Annotated in this window: 17 protein-coding genes; 9 read left to right on the top strand and 8 right to left on the bottom strand. The window is 70.6% G+C overall.

The window, feature by feature from the left end; genetic code table 11:
- Positions 1-33: 33 nt before the first annotated feature.
- Positions 34-957, bottom strand: coding sequence for a GNAT family N-acetyltransferase (locus tag ABD329_RS02135; protein WP_344315823.1), 924 nt, complete (start codon positions 955-957; stop codon positions 34-36).
- 674 nt (positions 958-1,631) lie between these two features.
- Here ABD329_RS02135 and ABD329_RS02130 point away from each other — a divergent pair.
- The 3 genes from ABD329_RS02130 to ABD329_RS02115 all read left to right on the top strand — a co-directional run bounded on the left by ABD329_RS02130 (position 1,632) and on the right by ABD329_RS02115 (position 3,981).
- Positions 1,632-2,063, top strand: coding sequence for an Hsp20/alpha crystallin family protein (locus tag ABD329_RS02130; RefSeq protein WP_344315822.1), 432 nt, complete (start codon positions 1,632-1,634; stop codon positions 2,061-2,063).
- A gap of 99 nt (positions 2,064-2,162) precedes the next feature.
- Positions 2,163-2,558, top strand: a complete 396-nt coding sequence (locus tag ABD329_RS02125) for a DUF2267 domain-containing protein (protein WP_198282624.1) — start codon at positions 2,163-2,165, stop codon at positions 2,556-2,558.
- A gap of 517 nt (positions 2,559-3,075) precedes the next feature.
- Positions 3,076-3,981, top strand: coding sequence for an NADP-dependent oxidoreductase (locus ABD329_RS02115; protein ID WP_198277336.1), 906 nt, complete (start codon positions 3,076-3,078; stop codon positions 3,979-3,981).
- A 112-nt stretch (positions 3,982-4,093) separates the two neighbouring features.
- Here ABD329_RS02115 and ABD329_RS02110 read toward each other — a convergent pair whose 3' ends face one another.
- The 3 genes from ABD329_RS02110 to ABD329_RS02100 all read right to left on the bottom strand — a co-directional run bounded on the left by ABD329_RS02110 (position 4,094) and on the right by ABD329_RS02100 (position 5,941).
- On the bottom strand, positions 4,094-4,315 hold the full coding sequence (locus ABD329_RS02110; protein ID WP_198277337.1) for a helix-turn-helix domain-containing protein: 222 nt from the start codon (positions 4,313-4,315) through the stop codon (positions 4,094-4,096).
- Positions 4,315-4,806 carry a DUF2975 domain-containing protein gene (locus ABD329_RS02105; protein ID WP_198277338.1) on the bottom strand — a complete coding sequence of 164 codons (492 nt, stop codon included), beginning with the start codon at positions 4,804-4,806 and terminating at the stop codon, positions 4,315-4,317. The genes ABD329_RS02110 and ABD329_RS02105 overlap by 1 nt, the downstream gene beginning before the upstream one ends.
- A gap of 115 nt (positions 4,807-4,921) precedes the next feature.
- Positions 4,922-5,941 (bottom strand): winged helix-turn-helix domain-containing protein, encoded by a 1,020-nt coding sequence (locus ABD329_RS02100; RefSeq protein ID WP_198277339.1) that lies wholly within the window; start codon positions 5,939-5,941, stop codon positions 4,922-4,924.
- A 180-nt stretch (positions 5,942-6,121) separates the two neighbouring features.
- On the opposite strand from ABD329_RS02100, the gene ABD329_RS02095 reads away from it, so the two are divergent.
- Positions 6,122-6,391: a hypothetical protein gene (locus ABD329_RS02095; RefSeq protein ID WP_198277340.1), complete on the top strand. Its 270-nt coding sequence runs from the start codon at positions 6,122-6,124 to the stop codon at positions 6,389-6,391.
- A gap of 163 nt (positions 6,392-6,554) precedes the next feature.
- Positions 6,555-6,926 (top strand): YjdF family protein, encoded by a 372-nt coding sequence (locus ABD329_RS02090; RefSeq protein ID WP_198277341.1) that lies wholly within the window; start codon positions 6,555-6,557, stop codon positions 6,924-6,926.
- A 110-nt stretch (positions 6,927-7,036) separates the two neighbouring features.
- Here the strand turns inward: ABD329_RS02090 and ABD329_RS02085 are convergent, their stop codons facing one another.
- On the bottom strand, positions 7,037-7,933 hold the full coding sequence (locus ABD329_RS02085) for an aldo/keto reductase (protein ID WP_198277342.1): 897 nt from the start codon (positions 7,931-7,933) through the stop codon (positions 7,037-7,039).
- 83 nt (positions 7,934-8,016) lie between these two features.
- On the opposite strand from ABD329_RS02085, the gene ABD329_RS02080 reads away from it, so the two are divergent.
- The gene (locus ABD329_RS02080) at positions 8,017-8,595 is read left to right on the top strand and encodes a TetR/AcrR family transcriptional regulator (protein WP_198277343.1); all 579 of its coding nucleotides are present in this window, start codon (positions 8,017-8,019) and stop codon (positions 8,593-8,595) included.
- A gap of 48 nt (positions 8,596-8,643) precedes the next feature.
- Here ABD329_RS02080 and ABD329_RS02075 read toward each other — a convergent pair whose 3' ends face one another.
- On the bottom strand, positions 8,644-9,255 hold the full coding sequence (locus ABD329_RS02075; RefSeq protein WP_198277344.1) for a nucleotidyltransferase domain-containing protein: 612 nt from the start codon (positions 9,253-9,255) through the stop codon (positions 8,644-8,646).
- 5 nt (positions 9,256-9,260) lie between these two features.
- Complete coding sequence (locus ABD329_RS02070; protein ID WP_198277345.1) at positions 9,261-9,920, bottom strand: hypothetical protein; 660 nt, start codon at positions 9,918-9,920, stop codon at positions 9,261-9,263.
- Between the two features lie 198 nt (positions 9,921-10,118).
- Between ABD329_RS02070 and ABD329_RS02065 the strand changes: the two genes are divergently transcribed.
- From ABD329_RS02065 to ABD329_RS02055, 3 genes are all read left to right on the top strand, one after another.
- Positions 10,119-10,376: a hypothetical protein gene (locus tag ABD329_RS02065; RefSeq protein WP_198277346.1), complete on the top strand. Its 258-nt coding sequence runs from the start codon at positions 10,119-10,121 to the stop codon at positions 10,374-10,376.
- Positions 10,377-10,636: 260 nt separating this feature from the next.
- Positions 10,637-12,472: an FAD-dependent oxidoreductase gene (locus tag ABD329_RS02060; protein ID WP_198277347.1), complete on the top strand. Its 1,836-nt coding sequence runs from the start codon at positions 10,637-10,639 to the stop codon at positions 12,470-12,472.
- A gap of 180 nt (positions 12,473-12,652) precedes the next feature.
- Positions 12,653-16,009 (top strand): molybdopterin-dependent oxidoreductase, encoded by a 3,357-nt coding sequence (locus ABD329_RS02055; protein ID WP_198277348.1) that lies wholly within the window; start codon positions 12,653-12,655, stop codon positions 16,007-16,009.
- 70 nt (positions 16,010-16,079) lie between these two features.
- Here ABD329_RS02055 and ABD329_RS02050 read toward each other — a convergent pair whose 3' ends face one another.
- Positions 16,080-16,868: an SDR family NAD(P)-dependent oxidoreductase gene (locus ABD329_RS02050; RefSeq protein ID WP_198277349.1), complete on the bottom strand. Its 789-nt coding sequence runs from the start codon at positions 16,866-16,868 to the stop codon at positions 16,080-16,082.
- Positions 16,869-16,874 lie beyond the last annotated feature (6 nt).

The following is a 16,874-nucleotide window of genomic DNA, read 5'->3' as shown; positions in this document are numbered from 1 at the left end:
GGGCCGCCGCTACGGGGCGGCCCGCGCCCTCGGTCAGCTCCAGGTCATGCAGATCCGGCGTGCGAAGTTGACGTACCCGATGCGCTGGAAAGCGTTCGCCATGGGGGTGTTGCCGAGGTCCGTGGCTGCCCGGATGCGGGGGACATCACGCGTGCTGAGGATCCGGGTGCCTTCGGCGAGGATCTCGTCGATGTAGCCGTTGCCCCGATGCTCGGGGAGTACGGCGAGGTAGCCGATGACGGGGTTGTAGTCGTTGCGAGCCGGGGTGACGAACCCCACGGGCTCACCGTCCGGCAGTGTCGCGATCCGCCACCAGTCCTGCGGGCTCCGGAAGTGCGCGAGTTCCTCCTCGTAGTGTCTGGCCGCCGCTTCGCGGGGGGACATCCGGGTCAGGTCGTCCCTACTGTGCGCGTCCAGCGTTCCGTCCAGGACCCTGGTCATCAGGGCGAGGATTTCCTCGGTGTCGCGGACCGGCCGGAACGCCAAACGCCCCTTCGGTTCGGGGAGCGGCGTCCCGGGACGCCACTCCAGAAGCAGCCGTTCGACGAGCGGGCGGGCGCCGGTCCGTTCCAGGGCGAGCATGCGGTCCTCAACGATGCGCCTGGTCGCTCCGCCCTTGCGCCAATCGGGTGGGACGGTTCGGTTGTACTCGGGTGGACGGGCGTCGGCTCGGACCACCGCGGCCGTGGCAGTCCGCAGCAGCCGCACGCCGATGTCCACGCGATCGCGATCCGCGCCGCTGCCGTCGATGTCGAAAATATCCAACAGGAATGGTGCGTCGTCTCCGGCCCGACCCCACCATGCGACCCTGGCCAGCAGGCGCTCGCCGCGAAGGGCGACCCACATCCATTCCGGACGTCGGCGGCCGGCGGCAAGGTCGTCCGCCAGTTCCTCGTTGAGGGCGTAAGGCAGTTGCGAGAAGAGGACGAGTTCTTCGCGTCCGGTGATCGGACGCATGGTCAGATCGCTCTGTTTCACAGTCAAGCACGCTCCGGTGAAGGCGCCTGCCCGCTCCGAGGTCAGATGTGGTCCGCACCCCGGGAGGAGCCAAGCGCGATGATCATGGGCATCATGGGCTTACCCCTCCTCTCTCTGTCGTGGCCCCTCATTCTCGTGGTGGGGGTTCCGCCGTAAGGTCTAGCCAAGCGCCACCCCGTCCGCAAGCCCTTTTCGATCGCTCTGCGTCCGCCAGTGCCCCGTGGGTCCCGGTCTCTCAGCTGCACGTTCCGATTGCCGTGGTGCGCGGTGCGGGAGGGCGGCTGACCCACGGTGCGAAGTAGCCACGCGGGGCGGCCGGTTACGTGGCTTTCCATGTGCCGTCGAGGCGGGCGTCGGCCGTGACCGGGACCTGCCTGGCCGCCGCGCCGGATTCGCCCCGCAGCCGCGCACGCACGGGCCCGTTCGGGCGCGTGATGCTCGTCGCTGGGGCCGGCGACTGACGTAGATGTCGCCGGTAGCTACCAGGAGCGGCCCGTCACTGGTTGCGGTGGCCGGTGGGGACGGTGACACCTCCCTCTCCTTGTCATCGCATAGACGACATCGTGTTTGTCATCCATTGGACGACATGATACAACGGTGCCAGTGAGGCGCATTGGCAGCAACTGCCTGAACCCGCTGGAGGTGTTTTCACGATGTTGATGCGCACTGACCCCTTCCGTGACCTGGACCGGCTGGCGCAGCAGCTGATGGGCCCGGGCACCTGGTCCCGCCCCTCGGCGATGCCGATGGACGCCTACCGCGACGGCGACGAGTACGTGGTGGCCTTCGACCTCCCAGGCGTCGCCCCGGACGCGATCGACATCGACGTCGAGCGGAACATGCTCACCGTCAAGGCCGAACGGCGGCCGGTGGCGAAGACCGACGGCGTCCAGATGGAGCTGTCCGAGCGGCCACTGGGGGTCTTCTCCCGCCAGATCGTCCTCGCCGACACCCTCGACGCCGAGCACATCCAGGCCGACCTCGACACGGGCGTACTCACCCTGCGCATCCCGATCGCCGAACGCGCCAAGCCCCGCAAGATCTCCATCGGCGCCGGATCCAGCCACAAGGAAATCTCCGGCTGACACCAACCGAACGGGTACGGAGGGCGGACACCCGAATCCCCCCTCACCCCGCCCTCCGCACCCCCCGGACAGCCCGACAACACAAAGGGGCGGCGACCGATGACCTTGCGACGCGAAGCGTTCCTCGAACGCGTGAAGGAACGCGGCGAATACGGCACTGCGGAGGAAGCCGAGCGTGCGGCCCGCGTGGTGCTCGCCCTGCTCGGCGCACACCTGGTGGGCGAGGTCCGCGCCCAGCTCGCGGCACGCCTGCCGGAGGGCTTCGCCCAGATCCTGCTCAACCCGCTACAGAGCGCCGAGCCGCTGTCCCCCGAGCGGTTCGTCCGCGCGACCGCCGCCTGGATCGAGGGCGCCACCGAGCAGACCGCGACCTGGGACGTCAGCGCCGTGCTGTCCATCGTCGCCGACACAGCAGGCGAGGACCTGATGGGGCAGATCCTGCTCCAGCTCCCCGCCGGCTACGACCTACTCTTCGGCCGCCCCCAGAGCACCTGACCAACGGGGTGAACCCGGCGGCATGGACCTCCACGATCACGTCGTTCTCGGCGGCGCGCGGGTGGGGCAGCTCGGGGAGGGCCAGGCCCCTGGCACCGGCGTCACGGTCGTGGACGGTGATGGCTTGCATGAGGGGTTCCTCCGAACATGAGGGGTTCCTCCGAATGGGGGGACGCTCGAGGGAGCGGGCGTCGCGCCTGGTAGGCACAGGCATCGGACCGCAGGAGACCGACCGCCCGTCATGACACCAATCCCAGCGCCGTCCGCCCCGGTCCGCCACCGCACACAGCGGCGGACGAAGGACGGCTGACAGGCGCCGGCGTGGTCACGCCTCCGAACCGGGAGGGAAGCAGCCCAGACACCGCGCGCACCCGTCCCCCTCCATTCGGGCGGCCCACCCGACTTGCACCTGACGCCTACGTCAGCTTTTAGCGTGGTGGGCGTCGGCGTTCGCCGAACATTGACCCCACTGATCTCACGCACGGCCGGGTCAGGCCGCGTGGAAAGGCGAAACTTCATGCGCGCAGTCCGATATCACGAGTACGGCGGTGTGGAGACCCTCGTGGTCGAGCAGGTGCCGGATCCGCATCCCGGGCCCGGCGAGATCCGCATCCGGGTCGCGGCGGCCGGCGTCAATCCCGTCGACTGGAAGGTGCGTTCCGGTGCGGTGCGCGAGGTGTTCCCCGTGGACCTGCCCGCGATTCCTGGGCGTGATGCCGTCGGCGTGGTCGACGAGACCGGCGAGGGTGTGCGGGGGGTGCGGATCGGCGACCGTGTCTTCGGGCTGGGCGGCGTCACCGGCGCGACAGCGGAGCTGGCCGTGCTCTCGGCCTGGGCCCACGCGCCCACCAGGTGGACCGACGAGGAGGCCGCCGGTGCCGGTCTGGCATCGGTGACCGCGATGGGCGGGCTGAAGGCGCTGGGTCCCCTGCGGGGGCGCACCCTGCTCGTCGAGGGCGCCGCCGGAGGCGTGGGCAGTGCCGCGGTCGAGATCGCGGTGGCTCAGGGCGCCACCGTGATCGGGACGGCCAGCGAGCGCAACCACGAGTTCCTCACCTCTCTCGGAGCCGTTCCCACCACCTATGGCAGCGGACTCGCGGAGCGCCTCGCCACCCTGGCTCCGGGCGGTGTCGACATCGTGCTCGACACCGCGGCCTCCGGGTCCCTGGCCGATCTCATCGCGATCGTGGGCGACCCCGCTCGCGTGTCGACGATCGCCGACCACACCAACGCGCAGCGCCTGGGCGTGCGTCTGGCCAATGCGGAGAACGACTCCACGCTCCTCGCCGAAGCGGGCGAACTCGGCCGGCGCGGCCGCTACACACCGCGTATCGAGCGGACCTATCCCATCGAACGGATCGCGGAAGCGCACGCATACGCCGAGCGCGGACACACGCGGGGAAAGATCGTGGTCCGCACCTGATCAATACCTCGAGGCCCAAACCGTCGTCGAGTCGATGACGAAGGAGCGCGGCTCCAGCGCTGCCGTGTCGCGCACCGGTGGTGCCGGGCGTTCTCACGCCCACCCGGGGGCGTCATTCGCCCGCGGCGTCCTCGGCCTCCCAGCGCAGCAGGTCGCCCGGCTGGCACGTGAGCACCTCGCAGAGCGCGGCGAGCGTCGCGAAACGCACCGCCTTGGCACGGCCGTTCTTGAGTACCGCCAGGTTGGCGGGCGTGATCCCCACGCGGTCCGCGAGGTCGCCCACGGACATCTTCCGCCTGGCCAGCATCACGTCGATGTCGACGACGATCGGCATCAGATCACCTCGTCCAACTCGGCCTGCATCTGCGACGCTTCGGCGTCGCGCGCGACGGCCTGGGCGAGCAGCATCCGCAGCACGAACACGATGAGCGCGACCCCCAGGATGGCCACGCCAACCCCACCCATGATGACGGTGACTCCCGGATCGTCCCGCTGCCCCGGTGCGTTGAGGGCCGTGACCGCGAACCACAGGAGGGCAGCCGCCACGATCGCGCCGATCACGGCGTCCACGTACCGGAAGGCGGCGTGGGAGAACACGGTTCCGCGTCGCACCATCGTCACCAGCCGCCACACGCTGACCAGGGCGACCTGGGCCGAGCCCATGCCCAGGATCGTGATCACGCGCAGCGGGGTCAGCGGGAGCGACCCGTCCTCCGGATCGCTCCCGCTGGCCAACACCCACACCATCAATGCCTGCACGAACACGGTGCCGGCCAGCACCACCACGAGCACGGCGCGAAGCGCACGCACTGCCAGCTGTCCCATACCCCATCCTCCCATCGAATTGCGATGGGAATCTATCGAATTTCGATAGGTAAATCAAGGGTTCTCCGTCCCGCCCCGCCGCGTGCCCCGCCCGTGGTCCGGGACTTTCCGGGCGTCAGGGCTGAGCCGTGCCGGGTGGGGTGTTGAGGAGGGTGATACCGAGGGTGGTGGGGCTGTGCAGTGCCGTGTTGCGGTGCCGATCGGTACGGATCAGCTGAGCTGCGCGCAGCGTGGTCGCGTGCTCGCTGGCGCTGGGAGGCGCGATGCCGACGAGGGCCGCGAGTTCCTTGGTGGAGCAGCCGGGGTGCTCGGCGATGGTGTGGAGGACGGCGGCCCTGGTCTGGCCGAGAAGCAGGGCCAACGGCGATCGGGCTCCGGGCGGGGCCGAGTGAGCCGGCAAGACGGACAGGGAGCGTGGGCCCGAGGGCTGATCGTGGCTGATGGCGTAGCGCAGCACGGGCTGTGGCTCAGCGTCGATGTCGATGGCTGGTGCCCCTGCCCCGAAGACCGAGGGGACAAGCATCAGGCCGCGTCCGTCGAGGTGCAGGTCGCCGTCGAAACCTGAGGCCATCGCTATTTCGAGGACGGGTGGATTCCAGCGGATGCGCCCCGGGTGGAGCGAGGCGAGCAAGTGATCCATACCGCCGGCGAGCACCTGCCGCACCCGTCTCCCTCGATCTGCCGCGGCTTCCCCCGCGATGTGTGCCCAGTTAGGGGACAGCAGCACTTCGTAGACGTGGTCCAGGCTGTCGCACAGCTGCCGTAGCAGGTCGGAATCGTCTGTCAGACGGTGCGCCCACGGCGGGAGTGGCTGCCACTCCGCCACGTGGGCCAGATCCTTGCGGATCTGGGAACGGGGTGTGGCCCGCACCTGCTCCAGTAACTCCTGTGGGTCGCCGATGCCGGCGGAGGTGAGAAACGTGGGCGCCCAGCCGCCGGGCGGGACCAGGTCGAGGACCATGCGCGCCTTGGGGTCCAGACGGGTGAGAGCGGCCCGCTTCCAGGCCTGGAAGCGTAACGGGCGGCTGCGGGTCTGTAGGTTGCGCACCGCGGCGCCCAGTTCCATCAGCGGCGGGGGCTGCGCCACTCGTGTCCGCGCCAGATCCTCGAGCGTGAAGTGAAGACGGTAGACCACAGTCCCCCCAGGCCGCATACGGAACGGTCTCGGCTGATTCTTCTGGAAATGCCGTGGTTCGGTCCAGATCGAATCTCGTCGAGAAGCGGCCCGCTGATGGAGAGATTGGGCATCACGCGCCGGCGTGTTCGACACCCGGCCAGTCTCAACCACCGCAGATCGAAGGGGACCATCATGCGCATGCGACGTGCACTGGCAAGCCTGGCCCTGGGGGGTGCGCTCGCCCTCGGAGGCACGGCCGTGACGGCCCAGGCAGCCGATGCCACGGCATCACCGCAGCTCTCGGCGGACAAGACGAACGCTGTTCCGGCCAGCTGGCACTTCTACCGCGCCTACTGGACCAAGGCAGCCTGCCTCACCGAGGGAGACGCTCTCGGCGGCACCTACACGTGCTCCTACGGAAAGGGCAACGACGGCAAGTACAAGTGGTTCCTGTACCGCTGGTACTAAACCTCGAACGCTCGTGACGGCTCGCCGGCACATCTGGCGGGCCGTCACGGCTGTCCGGACCGGACCCGCACCGACATACCGGGCAACGGCCAACTGCCCCGCTTGGGGTATCTCACCCCCAGGGAGCCTGGGAACCGCCGGGATTTCGGCCCCCGGCCAAGGCATGCGCCCCCTTTGTGACGGCGGTTGCGCATGCGGCTCCGGTAGCGAGCCGACCGACGCCGAGCTGTACCAGTTCCTGCTGCGTTACGGCACGGCGCTGCTGGAGCGCGCGCACGCCAATCCGCCGGTCCCGGCGGAAACCCGGCGCGGGGTACGTCCGAACCCCAAACGTGCCATGACGCTCGCCGCCAAGGAGGCGGCCCGGATCGCCCAGGGGTCGCGCGGCACCGCCTCCCAGGAAGCGCTCCGACAGGAACTGGAACAGCGCACATCACGTAGCACCGAGGAGACCAGGCAGCGAAAGCAAGCCGAGTCCGAGCGCAAGTACGCCATCGCCCGCGCGAAGCGCAAGGAACGCAAGCGCGGCCATTGAGCCCGAGCGCCGCCGGTCGAGTCGGCGTTGGTGAGAGGACCGACGCGGCCTTCCCTCGGTGGTGGGGTGTCGCGGCGGACGGTGGCCGCGAGGGGCGCTGGCGGCGCGGGCTATCCCTCCAGCGCGGCCAGCGCCTCCAACGCCTCCTCGTCGAGCACGACGTCGCCGGCAGCGAGGTTCTCCTCGAGGTGGTCGATGCTGCGGGTGCCGGGGATGAGAAGCGTCCGCGGCCCCCGGGCGAGCACCCATGCCAGCCCGACCTGGGACGGGGTGGCGCCCAGCCGCGTCGCCACCTCCCGTACGGCAGGCTGGTCGGCGACCTTCGGCAGTTCCGGGAAGCCCGACCCGAGCGGGAAGTACGGCACCCAGGCGATGCCGTGTTCGCGGCAGAGGTCGAGCACGGGCTCGGACGAACGGTCGACGAGGCTGTAGGCGTTCTGCACGCAGACCACGCCGGCCGGCAGGGCGTGCCGTAGCTGGTCGGCGTCGACGTGGCTGAGGCCGATTCCGCCGAGCAGTCCGGCGTCGCGCAGGGCGATCAGCTCGGCGAGCTGGTCGTCGAAGTCGACTCGCTGGTCGGCGGGGATCCCTGGCGTCCGGTGCATCGGGTAGATGTTGACCACGTCGAGGCGCTCGGCGCCCAGCGTGCGCAGGTTCGCCTCCAGCTCGGTGCGCAGCTCGGCGGGCTTTTGCGCCGGACGCAGCCCGTACTGGCCGCCCGGGTCGCTGGTGGCGCCGACCTTGCCGGCCAGCACCAGGTGCTCGGGGTAGGGGTGCAGGGCGGCTCGGATGTGCGCGTTGACGCGGCCCGCTCCGTAGAACTCGGCGGTGTCGATGTGGTCGACGCCCAGTTCGACGGCCCGACGCAGCACGGCGAGGGCGGGTTCGTCGGCACCGTGTTCGAGCTGCATCGCGCCGTAGCCGATGCGGGCGACGGGACGCCCGGCGAGGGACGTGAGCCCGCCGGGGTGGGGGCGTGCGCCCGAACTGGCGCGGGTGGTGGTCATGGTGGGGCTCCCGTGGGACGGTAGGCTCACAGCTAAGCGGAGGATCCTCCGCAACGTAGCACAATCGGAGGTGCCTCCGCTTCATGACCGCTGCCGACCGTGAACCACGCCTGCGGGCCGACGCCCAGCGCAACCGGGACCGTCTCCTCAAGGTGGCCCGCGCCGCCTTCGCCGCCGGGCAGACGCCGACCCTGGAGGCCGTCGCCCGCGAGGCCGGTGTCGGGATCGGCACGCTCTACCGGCACTACCCGACCCGTGAGGCGCTGATCGAGGCGGTCTACCGCGCCGAGCGCGCGCAGTTGTGCTCCCGCGTGGAGCCGCTGCTCGCCGAGCACGAGCCCGTCACCGCGCTGCGCACGTGGATGGACCACTACGCCGACTTCATCACCACCAAGCGCGGCATGGCCGAGACGCTCAAGGCGATCACCGCGGAGGGCACGGCTGCCTCCGCCAGCGCCCGAGCGAACATCAACGGCGCCGTCGGCGCGCTGATCGCCGCCGGGGCGCGGGAGGGCACGCTCCGGGCAGACGTGCGCCCCGACGACGTCGTCAGCACCCTGGTGGGGATCTTCCTCGCGACCGACGACCGCGGGCAGGCGGGGCGGATGCTCGACCTGCTCGTCGACGGCTTGCGGGCCGGGACGCCGAAGAGGCGCGGCTGACGGGGCCCGGGGCGGCGCCCTGCGCGACTCGCTTCGCGCACTCGGTGGTTACGCCTGTAGGCGCTCGATCCAGGGGTGAGGTCCGTACGTCTTGGAGATCGCGTCGACGAGCCAGCGTCGCCGCTGATCCGTGAGCACGGGCAGGGCGGCGTCGAAGTCCGCTTCGTCCTTGGGCCGAGGTGTCTTGGCCTTGTAGTAGAGCTGCACGTCCGGAGCGAGGAACGGGATGCCGTCGGCCGAGGTCATCCCCAGCGTGCTGATCGGCCTACGCACCCGGGGGTCACGCCGCGACACCCACTCCTGGCCGCGGGACTCGTCGATCATGATCTGGATGCGCCAGCAATCGTCGGCCCCGGCTCGGCACCAGATGTCATGAACCCCCGGGGACAGGACCTCGTCCGAGGCCCACGGACGCAGGGTTCCCGGCGGATCGGCGGCCCACCATTGCCAGCCCGACAGAGCCTGCTGGGCCATCAGCTGGTCACGCCGCAGCAGCAGGACATCGATGTCCCCATGGCTCCGGATCCGGCGGCCCACCGCGAGCTCGATCGCGCATCCCCCAGCCACCCACCAGCAGGACCCCAAGCCGGAGAACCTCGCGACAACCTCGCTCAGCGATGCGGGATCCCACCTGCCGAACGGAGCCCGGAGATGTGTCATGCCGCTCATCCTCCCCTGGCGTCGCCGTTGCCGAGGTGCCGGGCCGCGAGCCCGGTGACCTGGGCGGCCAGGTCCGTCAAGGCGGAGTCGCGCAGTGCCGCGGCGTGCGCGAGCCGGGTCACGTCGTTCGCCCAGTCGCCGGTGGCCCGGTCGTCCTCGCCGATCCGGGCGAACCCCCGGTCCAACAGGCCACAGGCCTCGCCGTCCCTGCTCCGGGCCACCGCCTTGACCGCGCCGACGGCGTTGGCCAGGGCGCTGGCCGGCCGTGACCACTCGTCATCACGGGCGCGCGCTGCCGGGTTCTCCGCGTCGTAGTGCGGGTCGTCCGCGATCGATGCGGTGCGGACATCCAGATCGAGTCGCCAGAACAGCGGCACCCCTGCGAAGCGGACGAACAGCAGGCGGCGGCGGTCGGAGCGGTGGAAGTCCGGGTCGCCGCGTACGCTGTCGACCGGCTGGACCTCGCCCAGCGCCTCCACCCCACGAGCCAGGCAGTCCGGGAACCGCGCGTCCGGCACCACCCACGAGATGTCGATGTCGCTGAAGGCGTCCGCCGCGCCCGAAGCCAGCGAGCCGCTCAGCTCCGCGCTCGAGCCCGGGCAACACCTCTTCAGCGCGGCGCACGCCTCGGCGGCCAGGGCGGCACGATCGGTCTCTCTCGCCATAACGCACACCGTAGTCCGCCCCGCGCACAACGGTCGCCTCGCCAGCGCCTGCCGCGGCACGGTGAGTGCGGGTGTCCTCGGCCGTCGGTCGACCGGGTGACAGGTGTGCCGCGAGTCCGGGCCCGTATCCAGGAGTGAGGTTCTCGCTCATCGGACCGCGCCCGCTCGGGGCGATCGGTGATCGGAAGGGAGAAGGGTGTGGCCACGTTCAACACGGAGATCTTCACCGGCGGAGGGGGCTGGCAGCAGGACGAGCCCCTCAGCATCAGCATCGGCAACCGCGGAGATGTCGTCCCGCAGGACGGTGGCCCCGCGACAGGGACCACCGTCACATGGAGCGGCTCGAACGCCGGGTCGGGCAGCGTCACCTTCTTCGACGGCGGCAGCCGTTTCGAGGGCACCGCCCAGTTCCCGGACGAGGGGCCCGTCGGCTACCGGGGAACCCTGAGCGACTGACAGCCAGCCACCTTCTGGCGGGGCCGCCGTTCCCGAGTGGGTCTTCTTCGTGGGCGGGTTCGTGGGCGAGTCATCGGCCGAAGGGGCCTGAGCTGCCGGAGCCGACGGCTCCGAGTACGCCGGGCCCCTTCCTGCCGTGCGGCGGCGGGAGCTCTCCGAACCCGCCCGGGATCGCTGTCTCCTCGCGTTTGTGAGGATGCTGTGGGTGACGGGACAGAGGGCTTCCGGCTTCCGGAGTCCCTCCCTACCCTTCGGTGTTCGTGACAAAAGACAACGCTCAGCAGTCCCAGGGGTACAACGGACACGGCCGCAGACGCTTCCTGACGGCGAGCGGGGCAGCCGTCGCCGGAGTCGTCGGCGGGGGAACGATCGGCGCCTTAGGGGCCGCCGGCAGCGCGGCCGCGGCCTCCTCCGGCAAGCGCGTCGCCGTCCTCGGCGGCGGTGTCTCCGGTCTCAGCGCCGCCCATGAACTGGCCGAACGCGGCTACGAGGTCACGGTCTACGAGTACTACGACGCCCTCGGCGGCAAGGCCCGCTCCATGGACGTCCCCGGGACCGGAACGGGCGGCCGCAAGCCGCTTCCCGGCGAGCACGGCTTCCGTTTCTTCCCCGGCTTCTACCGGAATCTGCCGGACACCATGCGCCGCATCCCCTTCCCCGGCAACGCGAACGGCGTACACGGCAACCTCCGGGGCGGTACGGAGGAGTTGTTCGCGCGCGGCGCGGGCCGCCCGGACCTGCACTTCCCGCTCCGCCGGGTCACCACCCCGCCCGCTCCCGGCGACCTCACCCCGTCCTGGATCCGCGACCAGATCCTGTCGGTGCTGGATCTCGCCACTCATCTGCCCGCCGACGAGGCCGCCTACTTCGCCAACCGCCTCCTGGTCCACCTCACCAGTTGCGACGCCCGCCGCGAGGGCCAGTGGGAGAAGGTCGCATGGTGGGACTTCATCCGGGCCGGCGAGATGAGCCGCGAGTACCAGGTGCTCCTCGGCATCGGCCAGACCCGTAACCTCGTCGCCACCCGCGCCGAGACAGCCTCCACCCGCACCGTCGGCCGCGTCATCATCGAGGCCCTGATCCTGTGGGGCCTGCTCGGCCGCGGCATGGACGGCGACGCGGACATCGACCGGGTGCTGAACGCCCCGACCAGCGAGGCGTGGATCGACCCCTGGGAGAGTCATCTGCGCTCCCTGGGCGTCGAGTTCGTGCTCGGCACCGAGGTCCGGGAGGTGGTGTACGGCGACGGCCGGGTGAGCGGCGTACGGGTGGCGGCGCGCGACGGCAGCCGACAGCGCACCATCACCGCCGACCACTACGTCTCCGCCCTCCCGGTCGAGCACGCGCGCACGACCTGGGGCCCGGCCCTGCGCGCCGCCGACCCGCAGCTCGGTCGGTGCGACGCGCTGAAGACGGACTGGATGACCGGCGTGATGTTCTACCTGCGCACGCCCACCCCCGTCGTGCACGGCCACATCAACTGCCTCGACTCCCCGTGGGCGGTCACCGGAATCGGCCAGAGCCAGTTCTGGGACGTACGGGACTTCTCGCGCGACTACGGAGACGGGCGGGCCCACGAGTGCCTGTCCGCGATCATCTCCGAGTGGGACAAGCCCGGCATCCTGTACGGCAAGACGGCCCGTGAGTGCACCAAGGACGAGATCGTCGCCGAACTGTGGGCCCAGCTGAAGGACGGGCTCAACGACTCCGGCAAGACGACGCTCAGGGACGAGGACCGGCTCGGCTGGTTCATGGACCCGGCGGTGACGGGCCTGGGCGGCCCCGACCCGCAGAACCGCGAACAGCTCCTCATCCACCCCACCGGCACCCTCTACAACCGCCCGTCGGCGAGGACAGCGGTGCCGAACTTCTTCCTCGCGGGCGACTACGTCCGTACCGATGTGGACCTGGCGACCATGGAGGGCGCCAACGAGTCCGCGCGACGCGCCGTCAACGCACTCCTGGACGCGGAGGATTCGGGCGCCGAGCGGTGTCATGTCTGGGAGTTGTTCCGGCCGCCGGAGATGGAGCCGCTGAAGCGGGTCGACGAGGTGCGCTACCGGCTGGGGCTGCCCAACACCTTCGACCTGGGGTAGCACAGGGCGCCACCGGCCAGTTCTTCGACCGCCTCCGGTCCGCCCACCCGACCGGCGAGGCTTACGACATCGACGAAACAGCCCGCCCACGGGGTCGGACCGATCTGGTGGCCGTGCGGCCGGGGAAGAATGTCGGTAGCGATCGGCAAGGGAGCGTCGTACTACGTGGGGACGGAGACGATGACCGAGGCACGTGGCTACTGCACCCTCTGCAAGTCACGCTGCGGCGCCATCTACACCATCGAATCGGGGGCGATGGTCGGTGTGCGTCCGGACCCGGACCACCCCACGGGTGCGGCGCTGTGCCCGAAGGGCCGGGCGGCGCCCGAGCTCGTGCACAGCCCGGCCCGGCTGACCCGGCCGCTGCGCCGCACCACGCCGCGAGCCGACCCCGATCCGGGGTGGAAGGAGATCAGCTGGGAGGAGGCGATGGCGGAAATCACCGACCGGCTGGCGGAGTTGCGGGACACCACCGGGCCGGAGTCCGTCGCCTTTTCGGTGACCTCGCCCAGCGGTACTCCGATGAGCGACGCCATCGAATGGGTGGAGCGGTTCATCCACCTCTACGGCAGTCCGAACATCTGCTACTCCACCGAGATCTGCAACTGGCACAAGGACTTCGCGCACGCCTTCACCTTCGGCAGCGCGCTGCCGGCCCCGGACTTCGCCGACACCGACCTGACGGTGCTGTGGGGGCACAACCCGGCCAAGACCTGGCTGGCCCGGTCGGCCGCCCTGGCCGAGGCACGAGCGCGGGGAGCCCGCCTGGCCGTCATCGACCCGCGCCGCCCGGCCGGCGCGACGCAGGCCGACCACTGGCTGCGGGTACGGCCGGGCACCGACGGCGCCCTGGCGCTCGGACTGGCCGACCTCGTTCTGCGCCGCCACGGCGGCGACCAGGAGTTCCTGCGTGCCTGGACCAACGGGCCGCTGCTGGTGCGTGAGGACGACGGCCGCTTCCTGCGGGCGGACGAGCTGACCCCCGGCGGTGTCGGTTACGTGGTGTGGGACGAGCACGGCCGCGGGCCCGAGCCCTACAACACCGCCCGGGCCGCCGTCGCCCCGCGGCGATTCGCTCTGCGCGGTACCTACCGGGTCCGTACGCGCTCCGGCACGATCAGCTGCCGGCCGGCGTTCCAGCTCTACCTCGACGCCGTGGCGGCCTGGCCGCTCCAGCGCACGTCGTCGGTGACAGGGGTGGACCCCGACACGCTCATCGCGTTCGCCGACGAGCTGGCCACCGCACGCTCGGTCAGCTACGGAACCTGGACCGGAGTCGGCCAGCACGCCGACGCGACGCAGACCGAACGCGCCATCGCCACCCTGTACGCGCTCACCGGCTGCTACGACGCGCCCGGTGGGAACGTCGTCCTGCCGCAGCAGCCGCTCGCCAAGGTGGCCCTGCCGCCGACGCCCGAGCAGGCGGTGAAGGCGCTGGGCCTCGACGAGCACCCCCTCGGCCCCCCGGCATCCGGCTGGGTCACCGCACGGGCCCTGTGCGGGTCGATCATCGACGGGAATCCGTACCGGGTGCGGGCCCTGGTCTCCTTCGGAGGGAACCTGCTGCTGTCCCAGCCCGATCCGGTGCGCACGGCCGAGGCCTTGCGGCGGCTCGAATTCGGCGTGCACATCGACCTGTTCGAGAACCCCACGGCGCGGTTCGCCGACATCCTCCTGCCCGCCAATACGCCCTGGGAACGAGAAGGGCTGCGTGCGGGCTTCGAGGTCTCGCACCGTGCCCAGCGGCGCGTGCAACTACGCCCCCGCATGCTCGACCCGCTCGGCGAGTCCCGCTCCGACCTCGACATCGTCTTCGACCTCGCCAACCGCCTGGGGCTCGGAGACGAGTTCTTCGGCGGTGACATCCAGGCGGCGTGGAACCACCAGCTCGAGCCCCTCGGCCTCACTGTGGACGAGCTCCGCGCGGCCCCCGGGGGCATGGACGTGCCGCTGCCGATGCGGTACCGGAAGTACGCCGAGACCGCGCCCGACGGGCAGGTCACCGGATTCGCCACACCGACCAAGCGGGTGGAGCTGTACTCACAGCGGCTGCTCGACCACGGCTACTCCCCGCTGCCCGAATCCGCCGGACCACCCACCGACCCCGGCTTGCCGCTCACCTTGAGCTGCGCCAAGAACGGCTACTTCTGCCACAGCCAGCACCGCGGGCTGTCCTCACTGCGCAAGCGCTCGCCCGAGCCCCTCGTCGACATCGGCGAGCGGGCCGCCGCGGACCGGGACATCGCCGACGGTGATCTGGTGGAGATCACAACGCGCAAGGCCGCCGTGCGGATGCGCGCCCGGGTCGACCCCGGCCTGCACCCCGACACGGTGGTCGCCGAGTACGGGTGGTGGCAGAGCGCTCCCGACCTCGCACTACCCGGGTCCGATCCGCTGGCGGACGGCGAACAGAACTACAACCTGCTCATCGACGACACCTCGCACGACCCGATCAGCGGCTCGGTGCCGTTGCGCTCGACACCCTGTGACGTCCGCCGGATACCGACCGAAACATGGGCCGGGCCGCGCGAGTTCATCGTGGAGTCGGCCGACGACGTGACCGAGGACATCCGGGAGCTGCTGCTCCGCCCGGCCGACGGCAATCCGCTGCCGGAGTTCCGGCCCGGCCAGCACATCACCCTCGCCGAGGCCGGCGCGCCGGACACCACCCGGGCGTACTCGCTGACCGGCACGGCACGGAGCGACGGTCTCGGCACGTACCGGCTCGCGGTCCGACGGATCGACGGCGGCGCGTTCTCCCCGATCGTGCACCGCGGCTTCACCGCCGGAGCCCGGGTGTTGGTGACCGCGCCGTCCGGCCTGTTCGCGCTCCCGGTCGACCATGACCAACCGGTGGTGCTGCTCGCGGCCGGTGTCGGCATCACCCCCTTCCTCGGCTACCTCGAGACGCTGGCGTCCACCGGCGGCTCGGTCCCCGAGGTGGTCCTGCACTTCGGCAACCGCAACCGCAGGACCCACCCGTTCGCGGACCGGTTGCGGAGGCTCGAGAAGGCCATCCCACGGCTGACGGTGATCGACCACTACAGCCGCCCGGATACCGAGGACGTGATCGGCGTGCACTACTCGGCCTTCGGCCGGGTCACCGCCGAGCACATCGACGTGGAGCTGATCCGCCGACGCGCCCGCTTCTACATCTGCGGCCCCCAGGCGATGATCGACACCGTGACCGCCGGCCTGACGGCACGCGGAGTCCCGAAGTTCGACATCTTCGCTGAGCGATTCCAGGCCACTGCGCGAAATGTCGACATCCCGGCGGACGCCACCGCGACCGTGCGCTTCGTCCGCTCGGACCGCGAACTGACCTGGACCCGGGCAGACGGCACGCTGCTCGAACTCGGCGAGAAGGCGGGCCTGACGCTGCCGAGTGGATGCCGCCTCGGCCAGTGTGAGAGCTGCGCCGTCACCGTTCTGAACGGCGAGGTCGCCCACCTGGTGGCTCCCGCCGACGACCTGCCCGCCAGTCAGGTCCTGACCTGTCAGGCGATGCCGGTCACGGACCTCGTGCTCGACATCTAGTGTGCATGGGAGCATGTCGACGGGGTGGCTGAGCGCCTCCGTCGGCCGCCGACGGGGTGGCGGGACTCGTTCAGACGATCTTGGTGGAGCCCGCATCGACAGACAGGTTCACGCCGATCGCATTCGGCATGGTCGGGGAGGCCAGGAGCAGCACCGCCCGGGCGATCTCGGCGGGATCGATCAGGGTCTCGGTGAGCATCCCGGTTTCCTTCGGTAGGGCTGCCATCAGCGTTTCGTGGTCGACGCCCACGTTGTCCGCCACTCGTGCGACGTATCCGTCCGCACCCGTTATCTGGGGTGTGCGCGTCACTGACGGCGACACCGCGTTGACGCGTACTCCGGAGGGCGCCATGCGCTCGGCCAGCTGTCGGGTGAAGGCGTTGAGGGCCGCTTTGGCAACGGAGTAGGGCAGCGGCTCCGTCCCCGGCCGACGGGCGCTGTCGGAGCTGATGTTGACCACGGCGCCCCTGGCCTCGAGAAGCGAGGGCAGCGCCGCGCGGGTGGTCCGAACGGCCGACTCGAAATTGAGGGCGAACCCGTATGCCCAGACCTCGTCCCCGCCGTTGAGCGGATCACCGAACCCCTCCTGCGGCATTTCGCCGCCGCCGGCGTTGTTGACCAGGACATCGATCCTGGGATCGACGGCCAGGACGGCGTCGACCAGCTCCTGCGGACCGTCGGCCGTGGCGAGGTCGGCGGGGACGAAAGCGGCTCCGGTGGCCTCGAGCTCGGGCGTGCTACGTCGAGCCGTCGCGGTCACCAGGGCCCCTTCCTGCTGGAACGCCTGAACGATCGCGAGGCCGATGCCCCTGCTCGCCCCGGTGACGAGGACGCGCTTGCCGGTGAGTTGAAGATCCATGACGTG

The organism is Streptomyces javensis, assembly GCF_039525925.1.
GTDB lineage: Bacteria > Actinomycetota > Actinomycetes > Streptomycetales > Streptomycetaceae > Streptomyces > Streptomyces asiaticus.
The sequence above is the reverse complement of the archived record's forward strand: the minus strand, read 5'-3'. Positions and strand labels throughout refer to the sequence as shown.